Consider the following 19,345-nt stretch of genomic DNA (forward strand, 5'->3'; position numbering starts at 1 on the left):
ATAGAAAGAATTACAAATTTTATCGAAATTAAGTTATACTAAATTTAATATAAGGATATTATGATTATTATAAGTTGAGAGAGGGGACAAGACATGCGATATGAGCTTTTTTCTGTAAGTGGGGATCATATTACAACTTTTGAAAGCGCGTGGCGTTTTCAAGAGGGAGAACAGATTTTTGTTCATGATGATAATACAAAACGAAATTTTATTATTATTCGCTTAACACATGATTTATTTCAAAAAAATACACATGTTATTCGCTTGTATTGTCAGGAAAAGAAAGTTTATGCATAAGGAAAAACCTCTTACTGTATGAGGGCAGTAAGAGGTTTTTTATCCCGCTATTTGTGGGAAGTAAAACTCCCACCTCAAAATTCAGTTGGAGATGAACAAAACCCCCACTGATTAAAGTTTCACTTTATAAGAAAATGATAGTTAGCACACCTACGATAATACAGTAGAAAGAGAAATATTTTAAATTTCCTTTCGCCATAATGTTCATAAACCATTTTAATGAAATATATGTCATGACAAATGTTGCGATGAAAGCAACAATATAAGGTACAAATAATGTATCTAAATTTGGATCGTTTGCAATGTCTGTAATACTTAACAATAAACCACCTAAGCTAACAGGGATGTATAGTAAGAATGAGAAACGAAGAGCTGTTTCTTGCTTCATACCAAGTAACATTGCTGCTACGATTGTAGCACCTGACCTGCTTATACCAGGAATTAGTGCGCAAGCTTGTGCTAGACCAATAATGATTGCATCTTTCATAGAAAGGTCGCCATCATTTTTACGTCCACGTAAGTTTCGAATAATCCAAAGGCCGATAGCAGTAATAAGAAGGGAAATCCCAACCATTTTAACGCCTTTTAAATAGTGGTCGATATAATCTTTAAATAAAACTCCAATTACACCTGCTGGAATGGTTGCAATAACAAGGTAAATAATAAAGAAGAAATCTGATTTTGCATCTTCTGCTCTAGTGAATATATAAGATAGACCATTCTTTGTTAGACGAATTAAGTCATTTCTATAAATAAGTAGTACAGCTAATAATGAAGCTGAATTAACAAGTAGCTCAAAGCTAAACCCTTCTATTTTTAGTCCTAGCAAATGCTGTGCTAAAACGAGATGACCGCTTGAAGAAATCGGAATTGGTTCTGTTAGTCCTTGGAATAGACCAAGAATTAAATACTTCAAAATGTAATAAAATTGTTCCATAACATCCTCCTTGTGTATTAGTCGAAAGAAATAACTTTTCCATTATAACAAAGATATAGATGAATATTGAGAAGGAATAAATATTCGAAATATAATAAAAACCCCTTATATCGCTATAAGGGGTTTTTATTATTAATGAGAAGATACTGTTTCTTGAAGACCTTTAGTCAATTGAACATCGACTTTTTCAGCATCATGAATGTGATTCATAATAGTAGTATTTAATTTTTGGAACACTTGCTGTGTATTTGCAAATTCTCGTAATATATCATCATTACAAGATTTTTGGTTTTCGATAGCTTTAATAACATTTGTAGCGCCACTTTGTAATGTTTGAATCATTATTAAAATATTTTCAATTCTAGCGTTAGTATCGGCGCTCATTTCCACACCTTCATCAACTAAATGTAAATTATCTTTTGTATTTTCGTACGCTTTTTCAATTTCCTCTTGGATTTTTTTCGTTAAATTGCCAATGTTTTTTGTACTCTCCGCTGTGCTTTCTGCTAGTTTTCTTACTTCATTGGCAACAACAGCGAATCCTTTTCCATGCTCTCCAGCACGTGCAGCTTCAATACTTGCATTTAACGCTAATAAATTTGTTTGCGCAGCAATGTTTTGAATTACTTCTACAATTTGCTCGATTTCTTTTGAGCGTTCACTTAAATGATTCATACTATTAGACGTGCGCTGAGATTGTTCACCTAATTTATTAATTACAATAAGTAAACGGTGAACAGATTCTTTTCCTTCATTAGAGCAATCGATAATTTCTTCAATAGACTGAATTAAGCTTTGTTCTTTTTGTAACATTTCACTATTTAATTCATTGGAATGTGTCGTACGTGTTGAAACATTTTCAAAACATGAGTTTAATTGTTGAATTAAATTTTGGAGTGTATGGTGCTGGTTATTTACAAGTTGATGCTCTTGAACAACGCTTTGTACACGGTCGTGGATAGAAGAAATAGTCTCTTGGCTTTCAATATCTTTTTGTTTTAATTCTGCTTCTAGTTCATGTATATGAGTTTCTAGTTGATCAATTTTATGTTGGAGTGATTTCTTTTGAGTAAACATTTTATTTAATTCAACCGCCTTTAGGATTTTTAATTTCTCTATATTTGGATTTTAGCATCTTTTATAATTTTTAAATATAGGAATTGTTAAATATTTAAGAATCTATTACATTTTGTTCATAATCCCCTTTTTTTGTCATGAAAAATAAACTGTATTTAATGGTTCTGTAAACAAACTGTAAAATAAATCATGTATAACTGTATAAGAAGGGAGTCGGATTATGAACTATTTTAAGCGAATCAGTAGTCTAGTATTAGCAGGAATTATCGTTCTTTCTAGTACAGTCGCTGTAAAAGCAGAGTCAAACGACGAGAAACTTAACAACATGCAACAGCAATTGCAGCAAAACGATGCAGATATGCAGAAGAAAGAGCAAGAGAAGCAAGCTGTTAGTAAAGAAATTCAAGGTATCGAAAATGAACTACATAATTTAAATAATACAATTGCAAAAAATAAAGAGGATCAAGCTGCTATTCAACGTAAAATCGATGAAACACATAAGCAGATTGAACAAAAAAAAGCAGATATTATCGTTTTAGAAGATAAAGTCCTTGCTCGTAAGGATATTATGAAAAAACGTATGGTTTCTGTTCAAAATAGCTCAAATACGAGTTTAGTAGTAGAAGTTGTTGTAGAATCAAAAAACTTTGCAGATTTCATACAACGTATGAATGCAGTTACTACTATTCTAGAAGCAGATAAAGAAATTTTACGTCTACAAGAACAAGATCTTCGTCAAATTGAAGAAGATAAAAAAGCAATTGACGAAAAAGAAGCATCTTTAGTAGTAGATAAGCAAAAATTAGCAAAAGCACAAGCGGATTTGCAAGATAACTTGAAAAAACGTCAAGATAACTTACAAACGGTTCAGGCTAAATATAATCAGATTGCAAGCCAACTTAATTTAGCAGCGGAAGAGAAAGCAAAAGTTGAAGCAAATATGAAAGCAGTACAAGAAACAATTGCTCGTGAACAAGAAGCAGCAAGAATTGCAGCAGAAGAGCGCGCAAAAGCTGAAGCAGCTGCAAAGGCTGAGCAAGAAGAGTTGGCAAAAGCGAAGGCAGCAGCAGCTAAGCAAAAAGAAGAACAGGCAGCTAAGCCGGCAGAGCCTGTAGCTAAAGATACAACACCAGCTAAGCCGGATCCAAAACCAGCTCAAGGTGGAAAAGAATTTTATGTAACAGCAACTGCTTATACAGCTGATCCATCTGAAAATGGCTATAAACCGGGTGAAACTGTAAAGTCTAAGTTAGGACATAATTTGACTGCAAATCCAAACATGAAACTAATTGCTGTAGATCCAGCTGTGATTCCATTAGGTTCTACTGTATATGTGGAAAATTATGGTACGGCGATTGCTGGAGATACTGGTAGTGCGATTAAAGGTCATATAATTGATTTATTAATGCCAGATTCAGCTACAGCTAATAATTGGGGCAGAAGAAGTGTTAAAGTTACAATTTTAAACTAAAACGTAATCCAACTTTACAAAACGTAAAGTTGGATTTTTTTGTAAAAATAATGTTAAGTTGAGTTTACATTTTGTTAAGGACATCATACAATGATGGTAAGAGGTGGTAAATTTGACCATTTGTAATAAGGTGAAGGAATTAAGAGCTCGCTTTAATTTTACGCAAAGTGTATTAGCAGAAAAGGTAGGAGTGACGAGACAAACGATCGCTGCAATTGAAAAAGGGGATTACGTTCCTTCATTATTACTAGCATTGACGATTTGTGATGTATTCGAGTTAAAGATGGAAGATGTATTTGTTTTAAATAAGGAGGGGGAAGAGGATGAATAGAATTGGGGTTTCTTATATCGTAAACGTGCTTTATACTGCGCTAGCCTGCTGGACATTTGTTGAATTTTATAGTGTTATTACAGAGTTAGCAGATATAATTAAAAACGAGAAGTTCCCATTTGAAGTATGGTTTAATGGAGCACCATTCATTTTATTATTTATTGGAGCTATTATAGTTACAATTTTTTATAGAATTCAAAAGAAAAAATACAAGAATTTATCTTTTTGGATGTATCCATTATTATTTCCACTAGAAGATGAACGTGAAAAAGCGATTACGGATAAAGCCTGTCGAACAACTTTTGTTTCGTTATGGTATGTGTTACCTTGTGCAGTCGGATTTTTAACTTTTTCGCCTATTATTAATGACTATCTTCCTGGGTACCCACTTTATATTATATTCTCTATTTTCTTTATTCAAATGACGGTCTTTCACGTATCCCTATACAGAAATAAGTTAGTTTAAAAGAAACCTTCTTGCATAAGCAAGAAGGTTTCTTTTCAGCTTATACTTGTACATACAGCAATATTATCTTATCATTTTATATAGAGTAAGATTTTGTAACGGAAAGGAATTGTATATGAATAAGCAAAGAATTTATAGTATAGTAGCAATCCTTCTATTTGTTGTAGGTGGTGTATTAATCGGAAAGCCATTTTATGATGGATATAAGGCAGAGAAGAAGCAGACAGCGAATGTACAAGCTGTTCAAAAGATGGAATATGAAAAGCATGATACAGAATTTGTAGATGCTTCAAAAATTAATCAACCAGACTTGGCAGAAGTAGCGAGTGCATCGTTAGATAAAAAACAAGTAATCGGTCGTATTTCAATTCCGAGCATCTCATTAGAACTTCCTGTTTTAAAAGCGTCGACTGAAAAGAATTTATTATCAGGTGCGGCAACTGTAAGAGAAAATCAAGTAATGGGACAAGGGAATTATGCACTTGCAGGGCATAATATGTCAAAAAAAGGTGTTTTATTTAGTGATGTATCAACTTTAAAGAAGAACGATAAAATTTATTTGTATGACAATGCAAATGAGTATGAGTATACTGTTACTGGTGTATCTGAAGTGACTCCTGATAAATGGGAAGTTGTAGAGGATCATGGGAAAGATGAGATAACACTTATTACATGTGTATCTGTTAAGGATAATTCTAAGCGTTTTGTTATTACGGGTGATTTAGTAGGAACAAAGGCTAAGAAATAAAGAAAAAAGAAGGTTCACTCTTTAAAGAGTGAACCTTCTTTTTTTATCCAATGTTGAGAAATAAAAGAATATTTTAGTTGGTATTTAAATATTTTTCTATTTTTATATAATAAAGTAATGATTCTAGATTTTGGGAGGAACAAAAGTGAAACAGCAAGTAAAAAGACTTCTTTTAACAACAAGTGTAGCGTTATTGGTAGCGCCAATTTCTGCTTATGCACATCCAGGACGTACAGATGCTAATGGTGGACATACGTGTCGTACAAATTGTGAAAAATGGGGATTGCAGTACGGGGAATATCATTATCACAATAAACCAGCTTCTAGCGGCGGAACAACAAGCCCTGCGCCTAGTCAAAATAATAATGGTGCTGTAGAAGCTGAAAGACAAGCAGAAGCGCAGCGCAATGCTGAGGCTGAAAAACAACATGCTGCAGAAGCACAGCGTAAAGCAGAGGAAGAGAGACAGCGTGCTGCAGAAGGTTTCCAAGTAGGTAATAAAGAGAGAACAGCAAAAATTGAAAAAGAGCAAGCAGAACTCGGTGAAAATGCTGGTAAAGAATTAGCTGAAAAGAAACCTGGAAATACTGAAAAGGATACATATGTGAAAGTATATGAAACCGCGTATGAAAAGGGATATAAGTCTGCCAAAAAGGCAGCGGAAAAAGCTGGATATACATATGCATTTGAAAATTATGATTTAAAAGTTCCTGCTAAGTATGAAAAGAATGAAACATTAAAGAAATGGTTTACTGAAGGATTTAAATCAAATAAAAAGGCAGCGGAAATTCGAGAAGAAGGATATAAAAAAGGAGACAGCTGGCTTTCGTTCTTCTATAAGAGTTTCGTGCCAAGTGAATATAAAGAACATAAAGGCTTGTATGAACAAGCAATAGAAAAGGGAAAGAAAGCGTAAAAAAAGATGAGGAAAATTCCTCATCTTTTTTTAATCCATCCATTTCACTAATTTCTTAGAAATTGATAATAAAACACAACCTAAAACGATCGCCACAGCGCCAATAACTGTGAATACTTCAGCATATCCAAGTGAAGTTGTGAAGCTTGCAAGCTGTCCGCCTAAAATATTAGCAATACCTGAGCTTGCTAACCATACGCCCATTAATAAAGAGGCTAGTTTTACTGGAGCGAGAGCACTAACCATTGATAGCCCGACAGGTGATAAGAATAGCTCACCTAACGTATGGAAAAGATACGTAAAGACGATAAATAGTAAGTTTGCTTTTTCTGTAATGTTATGTTCGTCACTGCCTGTTTTTAATGTAGCGATAACAAGAACAATATAACCGATACCGAGTAAGATCATACCAAGTCCCATTTTTGTTGGGATTTTCATGTCACCATTTTTTCTAGTTGCCAGTTTCGCCCATAATGCTGAAATAGCTGGTGCAAGTAAAATAATAAATAATGGATTGACCGATTGGAACCAAGACGTTGGTACTTCCCATCCGAATACGGAGCGGTCAACGAATTTATTTGTATATAATGTTAACGAACTACCAGCTTGTTCAAATCCAGCCCAGAAGAAGACAACAAAGCATGTTAAAATGACGATAACTGTTGTACGTTGTTTTTCTTTTTTTGTTAACGGTGTATTTCCTATTGTTTGTTGTCCAGCATCCGTTTGCAAATCGCGAGTTGGTTTTTTACCGATATCACCAAGGAAGCGATTTGATAGTGTTGTAAATAAAATTTGTCCAATGATCATTCCGATTGAAGCGGCTAAGAAACCGTAACGGAATCCGAAATGAACAACGCCATCTACTGTTGTTTTGAATAAATTTTCTGATAAAAACCCGCAAACGAGTGGAGCTAAAAATGAACCAACGTTAATACCCATATAGAAAATTGTAAATGCACTATCACGTTTTGGATCATTTTCTTCGTATAATTCTCCAACAAGTGTAGAGATATTCGGTTTGAAGAATCCATTACCGATAATAATAAGCGCTAATCCGAGGTATAGACCGACTTGGTTTTGCAAGGCAAATAGTGTAAGGTTACCGATTGCCATTGTTATACCACCAATTGTGATGGCTTTTCGTTTGCCTAGAAAACGGTCCGTTAAGTATCCACCGATCAATGGTGTGAAATAACAAGCACCAGTATAAAATCCGTAAATAGAGAGTGCCCAAGCGGGACTAAACCCAAGACCACCACTTACTAAAGCTGTTGTTAAATATAATGTTAATAATCCTCGTAATCCATAGTAACTAAATCTTTCCCACATTTCTGTAAAAAAGAGTAAGTATAAACCTGGAGGATGTTTCTTTTTTCTTTGTTGTTCTCTTTCTAGTTGTATCGCTGATTCCATAATATTTTCCTCCTGACACAAGCAAAAAACAAAGTTAATAGTATTGTATGATTAATATTTTACCTTATTAACTATTATAAGTCAATAAAGGTTGATTTTTCAGAAGAAATTTGAAAAGGGAAATAGCTATAGAATGGGTGTTTCTTTTGTGATAGACTATGGACTATGTTTTCTTTGTAAGGAAGCGGATTACCGCATTTTTTTATTTGTGGAATTGATTTCATGTAAGGTGAAATTGAAGAAGGAGAAAGAAATGAAATTGTTACAGAAAAAAGAAATTTTGCTTATTAGTCTTATGTTATTCTCTATGTTCTTTGGGGCCGGAAATCTTATATTTCCACCTTTCCTTGGATATGAAGCAGGAGAACATGTATGGATTGCATTGTTAGGTTTTATTATATCAGCAACAGGGCTTCCTATATTAGGTGTTATCGCTATTGCGAAAGCAGGGAGTTTTCAAACGTTAGCGGGCAGGGTTCATTCTTCATTTGCAATTATTTTTCCGTGTATTGTGTACTTATTTATTGGACCAGGTCTTGGTATACCACGTGCAGGAAGTTTAGCTTTTGAAATGGGGCCAGGCCAGTTGTTCCCAGAAGCGGGTAGCGTAGTTTTGTTATTGTACACGGCTATTTTCTTTAGTGTTGTTTACTGGTTAAGTTTATCACCGTCTAAATTAATGGGCTTGTTTGGAAAGGTGTTAACGCCTTTATTATTATGTATGATTGCTATTATATTTATAAAAAGTATGTTTACATCAGTAGGCAGTGTGAAAGAGCCTGCAGGAAATTATGGACAAGCTCCTATGTTCCAAGGATTTTTAGATGGATATTTAACGATGGATGCGTTAGCAGCTTTAATATTTGGGATTGTTATTGCAAATGCTCTGCGTGCAAAAGGTGTAGCGGATGATAAAGGTTTAGCGAAATATATGAGTATTGCTGGTATTGGAGCAGGACTATTACTAACTATTATTTATGTCATTCTTGGATATGTTGGTTCAATTAGTGGTTCATTGGGTACATTTGATAACGGTGCGAAAGTGTTAGCACAAGTTATGACTACATTATTTGGACAAGGTGGGTTAGTTTTATTAGGTCTTATTTTTACTGTCGCTTGTCTATGCGTTTCCATCGGACTTGTTACGTCTTGTAGTCAATTTTTCGCAAGTGTATTTCCGAAAGTATCTTATAAAGTTTGGGCATTTATATTAAGTTTTGTTAGTATGGTTTTAGCTAATTTAGGATTAACGCAAATTTTAAAAGTATCGGTACCGATTCTTGGATTTATTTATCCAGTTGCACTAACGCTTATTATTTTAGGGTTATTCCATAAGTATATTGGAAAGTATGTATACGTATATTCGGTAACGATTGGACTCGTAGCGGTATTTAGTGCGATTGATATTTTAAACAAAAGTGTACTGATGAATAAATGGACGCCACTACTAAAAATGCTTCCGTTTTATTCAGAAGGTGTAGGTTGGATTGTTCCGGCATTTGTAGGTGTCTGCCTCGGTGTAATTGTTAGTATTGCTATAAATAAGAATAAATAAGTAAGAGGTGTTTTCCTATTTCGGAAAACACCTTTCTTTTTTTGGAAAAATAGTATTGAAAATGAATAGACTAAGAGTATGATAAAGGTAATTGGTAATATATAGGTTTTACATGAATGATGAGGGGGGAGCGTATGAAGGAGGATTTGAATAAGAAAATAGAAGCACTCGAAACGGCAATTGAAACGATGCAAGAGGCACTTTATGAATTGAAAGCGAAACAAAGAAAAATAGAAGTAGATAAAGTTCAACAAAATGTTAATAAGGAAAAGAAAGAATATATTGAAGCGGTAAGTAATGAAAAGTTACAAGAAGATGTAGTTAAGACGAGGAAGTCCATGCAAGAGCCAGAGGTGAAACAAGTAGATATATCTGCATTTAAACCAGAACCATTTAATATTATAAAGTTTTGTCAAACGTGGTTACCACGCATATTTGTCGGTATTATGCTACTTGGCGTTATTTGGTTATTCAAAGCAGGGGTAGATGCCGGATTATTGACACCAGCGATACGAGTTGTGTTTGGTATAGTACTATCTGCCGGTTTGTATTACGTAGGAGATATACAAATTAAAAGAGAGCGGCAAGCCTTAGGGTTAGTATTAGCTGGAGGAAGTATTACGGGAATTGTTTTAACAACGTTTGCGGCACATTATTTATATGAGTTTATTCCTGCAAGTATTGCGTTTATCTGTAATATTGTATGGGTTATTTTAGGGATTTATTTAGCGAAAAGATATAGATCGGAATACCTCGCTATTTTCGTGGCGGTGGGAGCATTTTTTGTTCCTTTCTTGTTAAATAGTACGACTCCTAATACGTATATTTTCTTTAGTTATGAGACGATATTAACAATTAGCCTATTATGGTATGCATTGAGAAACCTTTATAAGTACTTGTATATGATTTCTTATGTTGTTGCGGCAATTGTCCTATTTGTCTTCTTTGTTGTTATGTCAATATTAGTAGAGAATGTGCAAGTACAGTTAACATTTGTATACGGTGCAATTCATTTACTATTATTTTGGCATATGTTTTCAGAGAGAAGTTTTATACAAGAAGCACGATTGGCGATATTTAGTGCGAATGCAGTTTTCTTTATTTTAGCCATTTCTCAAATTCCTGAATTTACAACGTGGGGATTAGTTATAAGTGCATTTGTGCATGCTGTTATGTTTGTACTTGAATATAGGAAGAATAAACATTCGGTATTTTCAAATCTAATATTTGGCTTTGCAATGGGATCATTTAGTTTAGCGATTTTATACGAGTATAGTTTGGTGAATGCAGCGATCGTATTATTGTTACAAGGTTTCCTCGGTATGGTTACTGCTATTAAAGTAAAGCAAAATATTAAATTATATGTAAGTGCAACGATTTATGCTATTGGAATGGTGCAGACGATTTTTAGCCCGTTTGATCATTTCATTTCAGCAGGGTTTGTCGCTCATATTATTTTAATAGGAACGTTCTATTATTGCATGAGACAAGCGAAAGAAGTGCTAGCGAGTTTTGGTAAATATGTGTACTCTATAGCGCTCTACTCATTAATGGTTATTGTATTTATTACAATTACTAGAATCGGTGAAGTTCTTTCTACAGATGGAAGTATAATTAGCGTATCTGTATCGTTATTATGGATGGTATATGCGTTATTTGCAGTTTGGTTTGGTCGTTATAGACAGATGAACGAAATATTATATGCTGGCTTAGTTGTATTAGTAGTAACAGTAGGGAAGTTATTCCTTCTCGACTTACCAGAAGTGTCGATGATGATCAGGGCGGTGTTATTCTTAATCGTTGGTAGTATAGGTATCGTTATTTCAAGAATGTTTTTCTCAAAAGAAGAGAAGTGAAAAGAAGGCAATCCATATTCGGATTGCCTTTTTCATTATTTTTTATTAATCGTTACAGTTTCACTATATTTCGCTGTCGTATTTTGACGTAGACGAAGTGTTGCTTGTCCAGTTGTATTTGGATCAAGTTGTACATTCACAATTTTTTCAGCAGATCCTTGGCTATTTGTGATGAAAGAGAATGCACTGCTATATCCGAAAGAAGATGGCCAAGTGCCATTTGTATTTTGAACTTTTGCCACCTGTGTTCCGCCAGTTGTGAATATACCTAAAGAATAATTATTGTACGTTGTATTTGGTAATAAGTTATTTACTTGAATCTTCATTTGGAACACTTCATTGTTTGGTAGAATGCTAGGGTGCGTAATTACGTAATCACTCGTTGTCACTGCACCGTTATAGCCGTATGAACCTGGTTTGAAAGTATTTGTATTGAACCACTGGTAACCTTGACTTGGTGCGCTCCAAGGTTCTGGTTGTGGTTCTGTTGATAAACTTGGTTGTTCAAATGTTTGTAGAGCTGTAGGTGCATCAAGCTGTAAACCACTCACTTGATCTAAGCTTGTAAATGTTTCTTGTTTCGCTAACCAATTCACGATGTTTTCTAATAGAACAGCATCGTTTTCTTCTTTATAACCATCATAAGTTTTCTTTGTTTGACCTGAGTCTTCGCGAACATATTTTGGCGAGGCATCTTCAACAGGAGAAGAATCACCAATAAAGGCAGCTTTTCCAAGACCAACTTTCGAAATAGCAGCATAAGGCCCCTCTGCAACGCCACCACCGTTATAAACGCCGCTATCAACAGCGTTATTCCATTTTGATGGATTTTCTGGAAGATATACAAGGCCTTTCGCTAGTTTTGGATTTGTAATCGCAAGGGTAGAGCCGGCATGCATTGCTACAGATGAAACGCCAGTTGTAATTCCGAATGATTGCGCAGGTGAGACAATATTTTTAGCTGAAACATCACCAAGTGCATTGTAACGGAAGCGAATACCGAAATTATCGGATAGCCAATCAGAGCTTTCTACTCCTTGCATAGCTTGTGAAGTTGTTTCTTCATTAGACATTCCCTTTGCTGGATTATCCCATGCCCCGCGTCTATATCCATTGAACACTTCTGAGGAGTCCCAGCGGTTTTTATTACGATCTGCATTATAATGATCGGCAATGAAGAAAATACTGCCGCCATTTTTCACGTATTGTAACATTGCGTCTTGTTCAGATTTTTTGTAAGGAATATTAGCTTCTGGAACGATAAACACATTGTAGTTTTTTAAATCTTCGTATGTAATAGGTGCTGATTTACGAAGTTCTTTTACATGATATCCGTTTTGGGCAATGCCGTTTCCAAAATCAGAAAAGCCGCCATCAATAACCCAATCAGCCGTCCCGGCAGTTTGACCGTGCGTATTATCGAATAATACTTTTTTCCCATTGTTTTGATTTACAACCTTTGCAGCAATTTCAGGAGCTGGGTCTACAGAGCTTTCGGCATAAGTAGACGGTATGAACGAACTCCCCATACTAAGTGTAATTGCTGTTGCTAAAGAAAATGTAATCCATTTTTTATTCTTCATAGAAGAATCCCCCTAATAATAAATATATGTGCTTTAATAATGTAATTTATTTTTCTGAAAAAATAAAGACAGAAAACGTAAAAAATATTAAAAAATTGTAAAAATACCGTGAATTTTGTTGAGAAATATTTATATAGACAATAAAAAATCCCTTCCAATTAATAAGGAAGGGATAGCTTGTTTAACTAATCTTTGAATTAGGTGTTTCATCAATCTTATGAAATCCTTTCATGTAATACACGATAGCTAAGCCGATAAGCCAAATTGGGCCAATGATTAATGCAATTCGTGTATCTTCTGAATACGCCATAATACATAGTACAAGTGCAAGGAAGCCAAGTGAGAAGTAAGAGCTTAATGGATGTAAAGGCATTTTATACGTTAGCTTGTCTTTTTTCTCAGTTGGTAATCCTTTACGGAATTTAATTTGAGCGACTAATATTATACCCCAAGTCCAAATTGCCCCGAAAGTTGAAATACTAGTCAGCCATGTAAACACTTTTGCAGGCACAAGGTAGTTTAATATAACACCAACAAGTAAAACGATAGCCGTTGCTATAATACCTTGACTTGGAATGCCATTTTTATTTAAACGTCCAAATCGTTCAGGTGCTTTCTTTTGTTGTGCTAGTGTAAATAGCATACGCCCTGTACTAAATAAACCACCGTTACAAGAAGAAAGTGCAGCTGTTAATACAACAAAGTTAATAATACCTGCTGCTTTTGCAATGCCGATTTGTTGGAATGTTAATACGAATGGACTTCCTTTCTCGCCAAGTTCGTTCCATGGATAAATTGCCATCATAACGAATAATGCCCCGACGTAAAAGATTAGGATTCTCCAAAATACGTTATCGATAGCTTTTGCGAGTGTTTTCTTCGGGTTTTGAGCTTCACCAGCTGTAACACCAATTAGTTCAACGCCTAAATAAGCGAATAATACCATTTGTAAGGAAAGCAATAATCCAGAGAAGCCATTTGGGAACCAGCCCCCATGTTCCCAAAGATTTGAAATACCAGTTGCAACGCCGCCATTTCCAAATCCGAATAGAATAATACCAAAGCCAATCACTATCATACAGATAATTGTGACAATTTTAATGAGAGCAAACCAAAACTCAAGTTCTCCAAATACTTTTACTGATAAGAAGTTGAAAGCGCTCATTAATAATAGAGCGAGTAGTGCCCAAGTCCAGCGCGGGATATCTGGGAACCAGTACTGCATGTAAATTCCAGCCGCTGTAATTTCAGCCATACAAGTAACAACCCATAAGAACCAGTAGTTCCAACCAGTAATATAGCCAGCAAGTGGGCCGATATAATCATTAGCATATTTACTAAAAGAGCCGGCAACCGGTTGTTCAATTGCCATTTCTCCGAGCGCTCGCATAATGAAAAAAATAACGAGTCCAGCGATCATATAACCTAGTAAGATGGAAGGACCAGCTAGTTTAATAGCAGAAGCAGATCCTAAAAATAGCCCAACGCCAATAGCCGAACCGAGTGACATTAAAGTAATATGTCGTTCTTTTAAACCTCGATTTAAAGTTCCAGATTTGTTTGTGTGCTGCATAAGAAGAATCCCCCTTGTAGAATGAGCTACCTAAATATTTAACTATTTCAAATTATAAAACATTCCTATCTGTTATGCTACAAAAATAATCAAAATGAACTGTACTACATCTGAACTTGTCAGACTTAAACTTAAAATTCTTACTATTAGAGAATATATTGACTCTTCTTTTTATTGATTGTTAAGATTAAGTATTATATTTTCTCACATACTAGTAAGAAAAGAATGTGTGATAATAATTCAGGTGTAGGAAGGGTACATAGCCATGTTTCAATTACAAAAATATAACACTTCTGTGAAGCAAGAGCTTTTAGCGGGCATCACAACTTTTTTTACATTTGCGTATATTCTTGTCATCAATCCGAAAATATTATCTGATGCAGGTGTACCATTTGATCAAGCGTTTACGGCAACTATTATTGCGACAGTTATTGGGACGCTATGTATGGCGTTTTTAGCTAACTATCCAATTGTTATTGCTCCAGCTATGGGGATGAATGCATATTTTGCTTATTCTGTCGTTCAACAGGCAGAGGGGATTACGTATGTCATTGCGTTTTCGGCAGTATTTGTAACAGGTATCATTTTTCTTTTATTATCTTTCACTTCATTTAGGCAAAAGCTAATTATCGCAATTCCTGACAGTTTAAAACATGCAATTGCAGGTGGAATTGGACTATTTATTGCTTTTATTGGATTACGTCTATCTGGAATTATCGTGGATCATCCATCTAACTTAGTTACGATTGGTGATTTTCATTCTCCAGCCGTTATTTTAACTTTAATTGGTTTAATTTTAGCGGCAGTATTAATGGTATTACGTGTGAGTGGTGCATTATTTATTAGTATGATTGTGACAGGAATTATCACCTTCTTTACGGGGCAACTGAAGTTTGAGGATAAAATTGTGGCGATGCCTCATTTACCAGAGGGTATTATCGTTTCAAATCCAATCAATGCTTTTTCAGATGTAATTCAGTATGGATTATATGGTGTTGTATTTTCATTTTTACTTGTACTTTTATTTGATACGACAGGTGCATTACTCGGTTTAATTAAACAAGCTGGTTTAATTACAGATAATACAGAGAAACGTTTTGGCAAAGCGTTTATTGCAGATGCGATTGGCGGAACGACAGGTTCTATCTTCGGAACAAGCCCAACAGCAGCAACGATTGAATCGTCAGCTGGTATTGCTGCAGGTGGTAAAACTGGATTAACAGGTATTGTAGTTGTTGGTCTAACGATTATAACGGCATTTTTCAGCCCTGTTATCGCGTCTTTATCAAGTGTAGCTGCTATTAGCTCCTTCATTAATTATTGTAGGTAGTTTAATGGCACAAAGCATTCGTGATATTAATTGGAATGAATTTGAAGATGCATTACCAGCATTTTTAATTTTCGTTGGTATTCCGTTAACGTCTAGTATTGCAAATGGAATTGCAATTGGATTTTTAGTGTATCCAGTATTAAAAATTGTGAAGGGGAAAGGGATGGAAGTACATCCGTTACTATATTTATTTACAATTTTATTTGGATGTCATTTATTCTTATAGTATAGAGATAGGAAAGGGGGCTTCTTATGAGAGGCTCCTTTTTTGTGTATAATAAAGTGAAAAAAACAAATCAATTACGTAAAATATAAATTACTTAATGGAATATATATGTTACAATAAAGGCAGAGGAGGAACATGAATGGCTGTAAGTAAAATAAAAGTCGCACGTGTTCAGTTAGATTTAACACAACAACAATTAGCAGAAAAAGTAGGCGTCACAAGGCAAACAATTAGTTTAATTGAGAAGGGGAAATACAATCCATCTTTAGATTTATGTTTGAAAATTTGTTATGCAGTAGATAAAACATTGAATGATTTGTTTTGGGAGGAAAAGGAGTGATAGGGTGAAAATCGTGAAAGATGAACGTTTAATGATTGAGGGATTAAAACATATTAGATTGGCTTTCATCTTACAAAATGTCGTCATACTAGGCATTGTTTTTTACCGTTACGTCTTGCAAGGGGCAGGGTATGAAAGTGTTTCGGATTTATTAATGGTATTTATGGGCGGGATAATAGTTATTAACTTTTTAAACTTAAAAAATTCGGTGGAAGTGTATGAGCATACAGGGGGAGTATCTCGTAGTTATTTCATGAAACTATTATTAATTCCAGTAGGGATTGTTATTGGACTGTTAGCTATTTGTATCATTGTAACACCGGACATTTCGATAAAGGAAATTGGTATAACAGGACTTATTATGTTTGCTTGTTTTTTAATTCCTAGTTTGTTTATATACATATATATGAAAAAAATAAAAAGTGAAAATGAAATATAAGAAAAGCTTTCTGCAATATGCAGAAAGCTTTTCTTATATTTCTTTATACATTACTTTATGTAGTCCTATTGGATCAATCTCGAAGATTTCACCATGCTCATGGAAGTCTAATCGTTTGTAATAATCCGCTACGGTAATTCGGGCATTACACCATAGAATATTTGCTTCGCGTTCTTGGAGGACTTGTTCAGCTTTACGGATTAAGGAGCTGCCAGCATGCTGGTTTCGGAAATTAGGTAATGTTGCCATTCCTCGTAGACGATAGTGGGTACCAGCTTGTAAATCAGGATGTATTTCTTTAGAGAAAGAGGCGATACTAACAAGTTCATCATATAAAAATGCACCTAAATGAAAAGCGTCTGTTTCGTAATCTGAATCGTATTTACAATCTTCTAATGATTGATTGGGACGCAAAACCTTTTGACGTAATAAGTATGTTTCAGATGCATCAATATGTTTCACTGTAATCATAATATCATCCTTTCTTATAAGCCCTTTTCTATAAGTTGTAAGAAGAAATATGCGGGTGCAGCGAAAAGTCCGAGTATGCTAGCAGTTCCGATAAGGAGCGAAAGCAAAAGACAAGTGTATTTGACGCCATTTGATTTTTTCCAGCCGTAACTACAAATTTCAATGCTAACACCGATGAGAATAATGGCAACGAGTACTTCCGCTAATAATAATAGAGCTAAAGTTACAATAGACATAATGTGATCCATCCCCATAATATGTGATAGTAACATTTTACCATATGAAATTGAAAAAATGCCCCTCATTTATGTGAGGGGCATTTTCTATTCTAATATGTTTTTCATTGTATCAATATGTTCTTTTGAACCCGTTACAAGTAAAGTATCGCCATGCTGTAACTTCGTATCACCATGTGGTATTAATGCTTTATTACCACGGTAAATTTGAATGACAAGTACATCACCTAGAAACGGAAGGCGACGAAGTGCTAAGCCGTTATATTTATTACTTCGTAGTTCAACCCCACGCACCGTTTCATTTGCTGTTGTAATCAAGCGAACGAGACTCGGTTTATCAATAAGTGCACGTAATAAAATACGTGTAGAGTTAATAGTCGAGAATACAGCGATATGTTCTTGAGTCGCTTTTTCTTGTAGAAGGGGATCTTCTACACTTGCAATGACGTGTTCAACACTTAATTCTTTTGCGTGTTCTGCTAATAATAAGTTTTGTTCATCATCACTTGTCGCAACAACAACACGGTCTGCTTCGAAAGCTTGTTGCTCCATTAAAGATTGAATAGTAATCTCATCTAATTTTACAATAGGGAAGTCATGAGATTTCGCTTCCTCATCATTTATTTTATTTTGACGTATCATATATAGTGTTACGTCATAATCCTCACGTTTTAAATCAAGTGATAACGGAAGGGTAATTCTGCTTGCACCAATAATAGATACTTTCGGTTTTGGTGTTTCCACTTTTGGAAACATCTTTTTAAATAATATAGGTGCAAAAATACAAGTAATAACTGCACTTAAAATAAGAGATGCTGATAAACTTGGGCTAATGATGTCTAGCTTTTCACCGATTTGTGCAGCCGCAATAACTAAAGAAAGTGTTGATGTTAACAAAATAGCACTTCCGAGTACGATATTGCGTGGGTACCATTTTCGTAAGACGAGTGATGGCAACAGTTTTGAAATAAAGAGTCCCACAATTAGAATTGGGATCATTAGCATACTAGAAGGCTCGTTAAAAATAGACCATACTTCTAGATTTACACCAACCATTACGAAGAAAATAGGAATGAAGAAGCCATATCCGATGGAATCAAGTTTTTCAACCATATCTTCATTTGGTGATAATAAAGATACGAGTACACCTGCTAAAAAGGCTCCCAAAATATTTTCTGCCCCAACAGATTCAGATAATCCAACTAATATTAAGATGAGTGCAAAAACAGCTCGTGTATCAATTTGTACACTACCGGCTTTTAAGCTTTCTAGGTATGGAATATTTTTAAAACGTCTTGCGACAAAGTAAATTACAATACCAGCACCGAATAGAAGAAGTAGAAGCCACATGCTTTGGCCACTTTCGGAATTTAATCCGACGAATACAGCGAGTAAAATCATTGTAACTAAGTCTGCAATAACAGCGACTAATAAAATGATTTGCCCGATTGCGGTTTTTCCTAAGTTATTTTCTTTCAATGTTGGTACGACAACACCTAAAGAAATAGTTGAAATAATTAAAGTCATGAACATTGCATTGTCTACGAATCCTAGCCATACGAATATTAATGATAGGGCATAAGATAAAATGAAAATAAACAAGAAGATAATGCTTGCTGCTTGAAATGTGTTCGGTTCGTTTGTCGTATTCTTTTTCCCTTTTTGTTTAAAGATCGAAAAGTCAATTTCTAAACCACTTAAAAACATCAGGAAGATAAACCCTAGTGTTGATAAGACTTGAAGCCACATATCTGGCTCAATGATGTTAAATCCACTTTTACCTACAAAGATTCCTGCGATAATTTCTGCAACAACGACAGGAAGTGCTTTTAATTTAAAGCGCTGTAACAAAAGGGGAACGAAAAACGCGATTGCGACGACAACCATAAGTGATAGAACAGAAGAATGATGTTCCATTGCGTTCTCTCCCTTCAAATAAATATAGTAACTATTTAGCCATATAATAGGAAGAAAAGCAACGGATATGGTTTCGATTTCATAAAGAAAGAGTTTTCTTAACATTTGTCATAATAAGTATATTTTGCATGATTTTGTTGTTAATTCCGTAATGTGGATG

General features: G+C 34.8%; 17 protein-coding genes and 2 pseudogenes. 11 read left to right on the forward strand and 8 right to left on the reverse strand.

Features of this window, described 5'->3' with window-relative positions; translation table 11 throughout:
• Nucleotides 1-93: 93 nt before the first annotated feature.
• On the forward strand, nucleotides 94-297 hold the full coding sequence (locus MHH66_RS03550) for a hypothetical protein (protein ID WP_002134416.1): 204 nt from the start codon (nucleotides 94-96) through the stop codon (nucleotides 295-297).
• Nucleotides 298-421: 124 nt separating this feature from the next.
• Here the strand turns inward: MHH66_RS03550 and MHH66_RS03555 are convergent, their stop codons facing one another.
• Nucleotides 422-1,234 carry an undecaprenyl-diphosphate phosphatase gene (locus MHH66_RS03555; protein ID WP_002010553.1) on the reverse strand — a complete coding sequence of 271 codons (813 nt, stop codon included), beginning with the start codon at nucleotides 1,232-1,234 and terminating at the stop codon, nucleotides 422-424.
• Nucleotides 1,235-1,366: 132 nt separating this feature from the next.
• A pseudogene (locus MHH66_RS28545) lies at nucleotides 1,367-1,885 on the reverse strand (methyl-accepting chemotaxis protein); the annotation flags it as partial.
• Between the two features lie 646 nt (nucleotides 1,886-2,531).
• On the opposite strand from MHH66_RS28545, the gene MHH66_RS03565 reads away from it, so the two are divergent.
• From MHH66_RS03565 to MHH66_RS03585, 5 genes are all read left to right on the forward strand, one after another.
• Nucleotides 2,532-3,782 carry a 3D domain-containing protein gene (locus MHH66_RS03565; protein ID WP_063218687.1) on the forward strand — a complete coding sequence of 417 codons (1,251 nt, stop codon included), beginning with the start codon at nucleotides 2,532-2,534 and terminating at the stop codon, nucleotides 3,780-3,782.
• Nucleotides 3,783-3,885: 103 nt separating this feature from the next.
• Nucleotides 3,886-4,113, forward strand: a complete 228-nt coding sequence (locus tag MHH66_RS03570; RefSeq protein WP_078185072.1) for a helix-turn-helix transcriptional regulator — start codon at nucleotides 3,886-3,888, stop codon at nucleotides 4,111-4,113.
• On the forward strand, nucleotides 4,106-4,579 hold the full coding sequence (locus tag MHH66_RS03575) for a hypothetical protein (protein ID WP_002090909.1): 474 nt from the start codon (nucleotides 4,106-4,108) through the stop codon (nucleotides 4,577-4,579). The genes MHH66_RS03570 and MHH66_RS03575 overlap by 8 nt, the downstream gene beginning before the upstream one ends.
• Nucleotides 4,580-4,694: 115 nt before the next feature.
• Nucleotides 4,695-5,327, forward strand: a complete 633-nt coding sequence (locus tag MHH66_RS03580; RefSeq protein ID WP_002063812.1) for a class A sortase — start codon at nucleotides 4,695-4,697, stop codon at nucleotides 5,325-5,327.
• A 145-nt stretch (nucleotides 5,328-5,472) separates the two neighbouring features.
• The gene (locus tag MHH66_RS03585) at nucleotides 5,473-6,243 is read left to right on the forward strand and encodes a YHYH domain-containing protein (RefSeq protein WP_078185071.1); all 771 of its coding nucleotides are present in this window, start codon (nucleotides 5,473-5,475) and stop codon (nucleotides 6,241-6,243) included.
• Nucleotides 6,244-6,273: 30 nt separating this feature from the next.
• On the opposite strand, the gene MHH66_RS03590 is transcribed toward MHH66_RS03585, so the two are convergent.
• On the reverse strand, nucleotides 6,274-7,659 hold the full coding sequence (locus tag MHH66_RS03590; protein WP_002167113.1) for a peptide MFS transporter: 1,386 nt from the start codon (nucleotides 7,657-7,659) through the stop codon (nucleotides 6,274-6,276).
• A 253-nt stretch (nucleotides 7,660-7,912) separates the two neighbouring features.
• Between MHH66_RS03590 and brnQ1 the strand changes: the two genes are divergently transcribed.
• Together brnQ1 and MHH66_RS03600 are read left to right on the forward strand one after the other, a co-directional pair.
• Entirely contained in the window at nucleotides 7,913-9,214 is a 1,302-nt protein-coding gene (brnQ1, locus tag MHH66_RS03595) for a branched-chain amino acid transport system II carrier protein BrnQ1 (RefSeq protein WP_407060705.1), read from the forward strand.
• A gap of 134 nt (nucleotides 9,215-9,348) precedes the next feature.
• Complete coding sequence (locus tag MHH66_RS03600; protein WP_063218683.1) at nucleotides 9,349-11,070, forward strand: DUF2339 domain-containing protein; 1,722 nt, start codon at nucleotides 9,349-9,351, stop codon at nucleotides 11,068-11,070.
• A gap of 35 nt (nucleotides 11,071-11,105) precedes the next feature.
• Here the strand turns inward: MHH66_RS03600 and MHH66_RS03605 are convergent, their stop codons facing one another.
• Together MHH66_RS03605 and MHH66_RS03610 are read right to left on the reverse strand one after the other, a co-directional pair.
• Nucleotides 11,106-12,653 (reverse strand): DNA-binding protein, encoded by a 1,548-nt coding sequence (locus MHH66_RS03605; protein WP_078185070.1) that lies wholly within the window; start codon nucleotides 12,651-12,653, stop codon nucleotides 11,106-11,108.
• A gap of 181 nt (nucleotides 12,654-12,834) precedes the next feature.
• Complete coding sequence (locus MHH66_RS03610; RefSeq protein ID WP_016121468.1) at nucleotides 12,835-14,226, reverse strand: amino acid permease; 1,392 nt, start codon at nucleotides 14,224-14,226, stop codon at nucleotides 12,835-12,837.
• A gap of 265 nt (nucleotides 14,227-14,491) precedes the next feature.
• On the opposite strand from MHH66_RS03610, the pseudogene MHH66_RS03615 reads away from it, so the two are divergent.
• From MHH66_RS03615 to MHH66_RS03625, 3 genes and pseudogenes are all read left to right on the forward strand, one after another.
• A pseudogene (locus MHH66_RS03615) lies at nucleotides 14,492-15,782 on the forward strand (NCS2 family permease).
• A 139-nt stretch (nucleotides 15,783-15,921) separates the two neighbouring features.
• Nucleotides 15,922-16,122 carry a helix-turn-helix transcriptional regulator gene (locus MHH66_RS03620; protein WP_000301182.1) on the forward strand — a complete coding sequence of 67 codons (201 nt, stop codon included), beginning with the start codon at nucleotides 15,922-15,924 and terminating at the stop codon, nucleotides 16,120-16,122.
• A 4-nt stretch (nucleotides 16,123-16,126) separates the two neighbouring features.
• Nucleotides 16,127-16,561: a hypothetical protein gene (locus MHH66_RS03625; protein ID WP_016097248.1), complete on the forward strand. Its 435-nt coding sequence runs from the start codon at nucleotides 16,127-16,129 to the stop codon at nucleotides 16,559-16,561.
• A 33-nt stretch (nucleotides 16,562-16,594) separates the two neighbouring features.
• On the opposite strand, the gene MHH66_RS03630 is transcribed toward MHH66_RS03625, so the two are convergent.
• Genes MHH66_RS03630 through MHH66_RS03640 form a run of 3 tightly spaced genes read right to left on the reverse strand, consistent with a single transcriptional unit; the run spans nucleotide 16,595 to nucleotide 19,185 of the window.
• Nucleotides 16,595-17,032, reverse strand: a complete 438-nt coding sequence (locus tag MHH66_RS03630; RefSeq protein ID WP_078185069.1) for a GNAT family N-acetyltransferase — start codon at nucleotides 17,030-17,032, stop codon at nucleotides 16,595-16,597.
• 14 nt (nucleotides 17,033-17,046) lie between these two features.
• Nucleotides 17,047-17,337 (reverse strand): DUF4022 family protein, encoded by a 291-nt coding sequence (locus MHH66_RS03635; protein ID WP_078185068.1) that lies wholly within the window; start codon nucleotides 17,335-17,337, stop codon nucleotides 17,047-17,049.
• 18 nt (nucleotides 17,338-17,355) lie between these two features.
• The gene (locus MHH66_RS03640) at nucleotides 17,356-19,185 is read right to left on the reverse strand and encodes a monovalent cation:proton antiporter family protein (protein WP_078185067.1); all 1,830 of its coding nucleotides are present in this window, start codon (nucleotides 19,183-19,185) and stop codon (nucleotides 17,356-17,358) included.
• Nucleotides 19,186-19,345: the final 160 nt, after the last annotated feature.

Origin of the sequence: Bacillus sp. FSL H8-0492 (assembly GCF_038006145.1) — a bacterium.
Classification (GTDB): domain Bacteria; phylum Bacillota; class Bacilli; order Bacillales; family Bacillaceae_G; genus Bacillus_A; species Bacillus_A mycoides.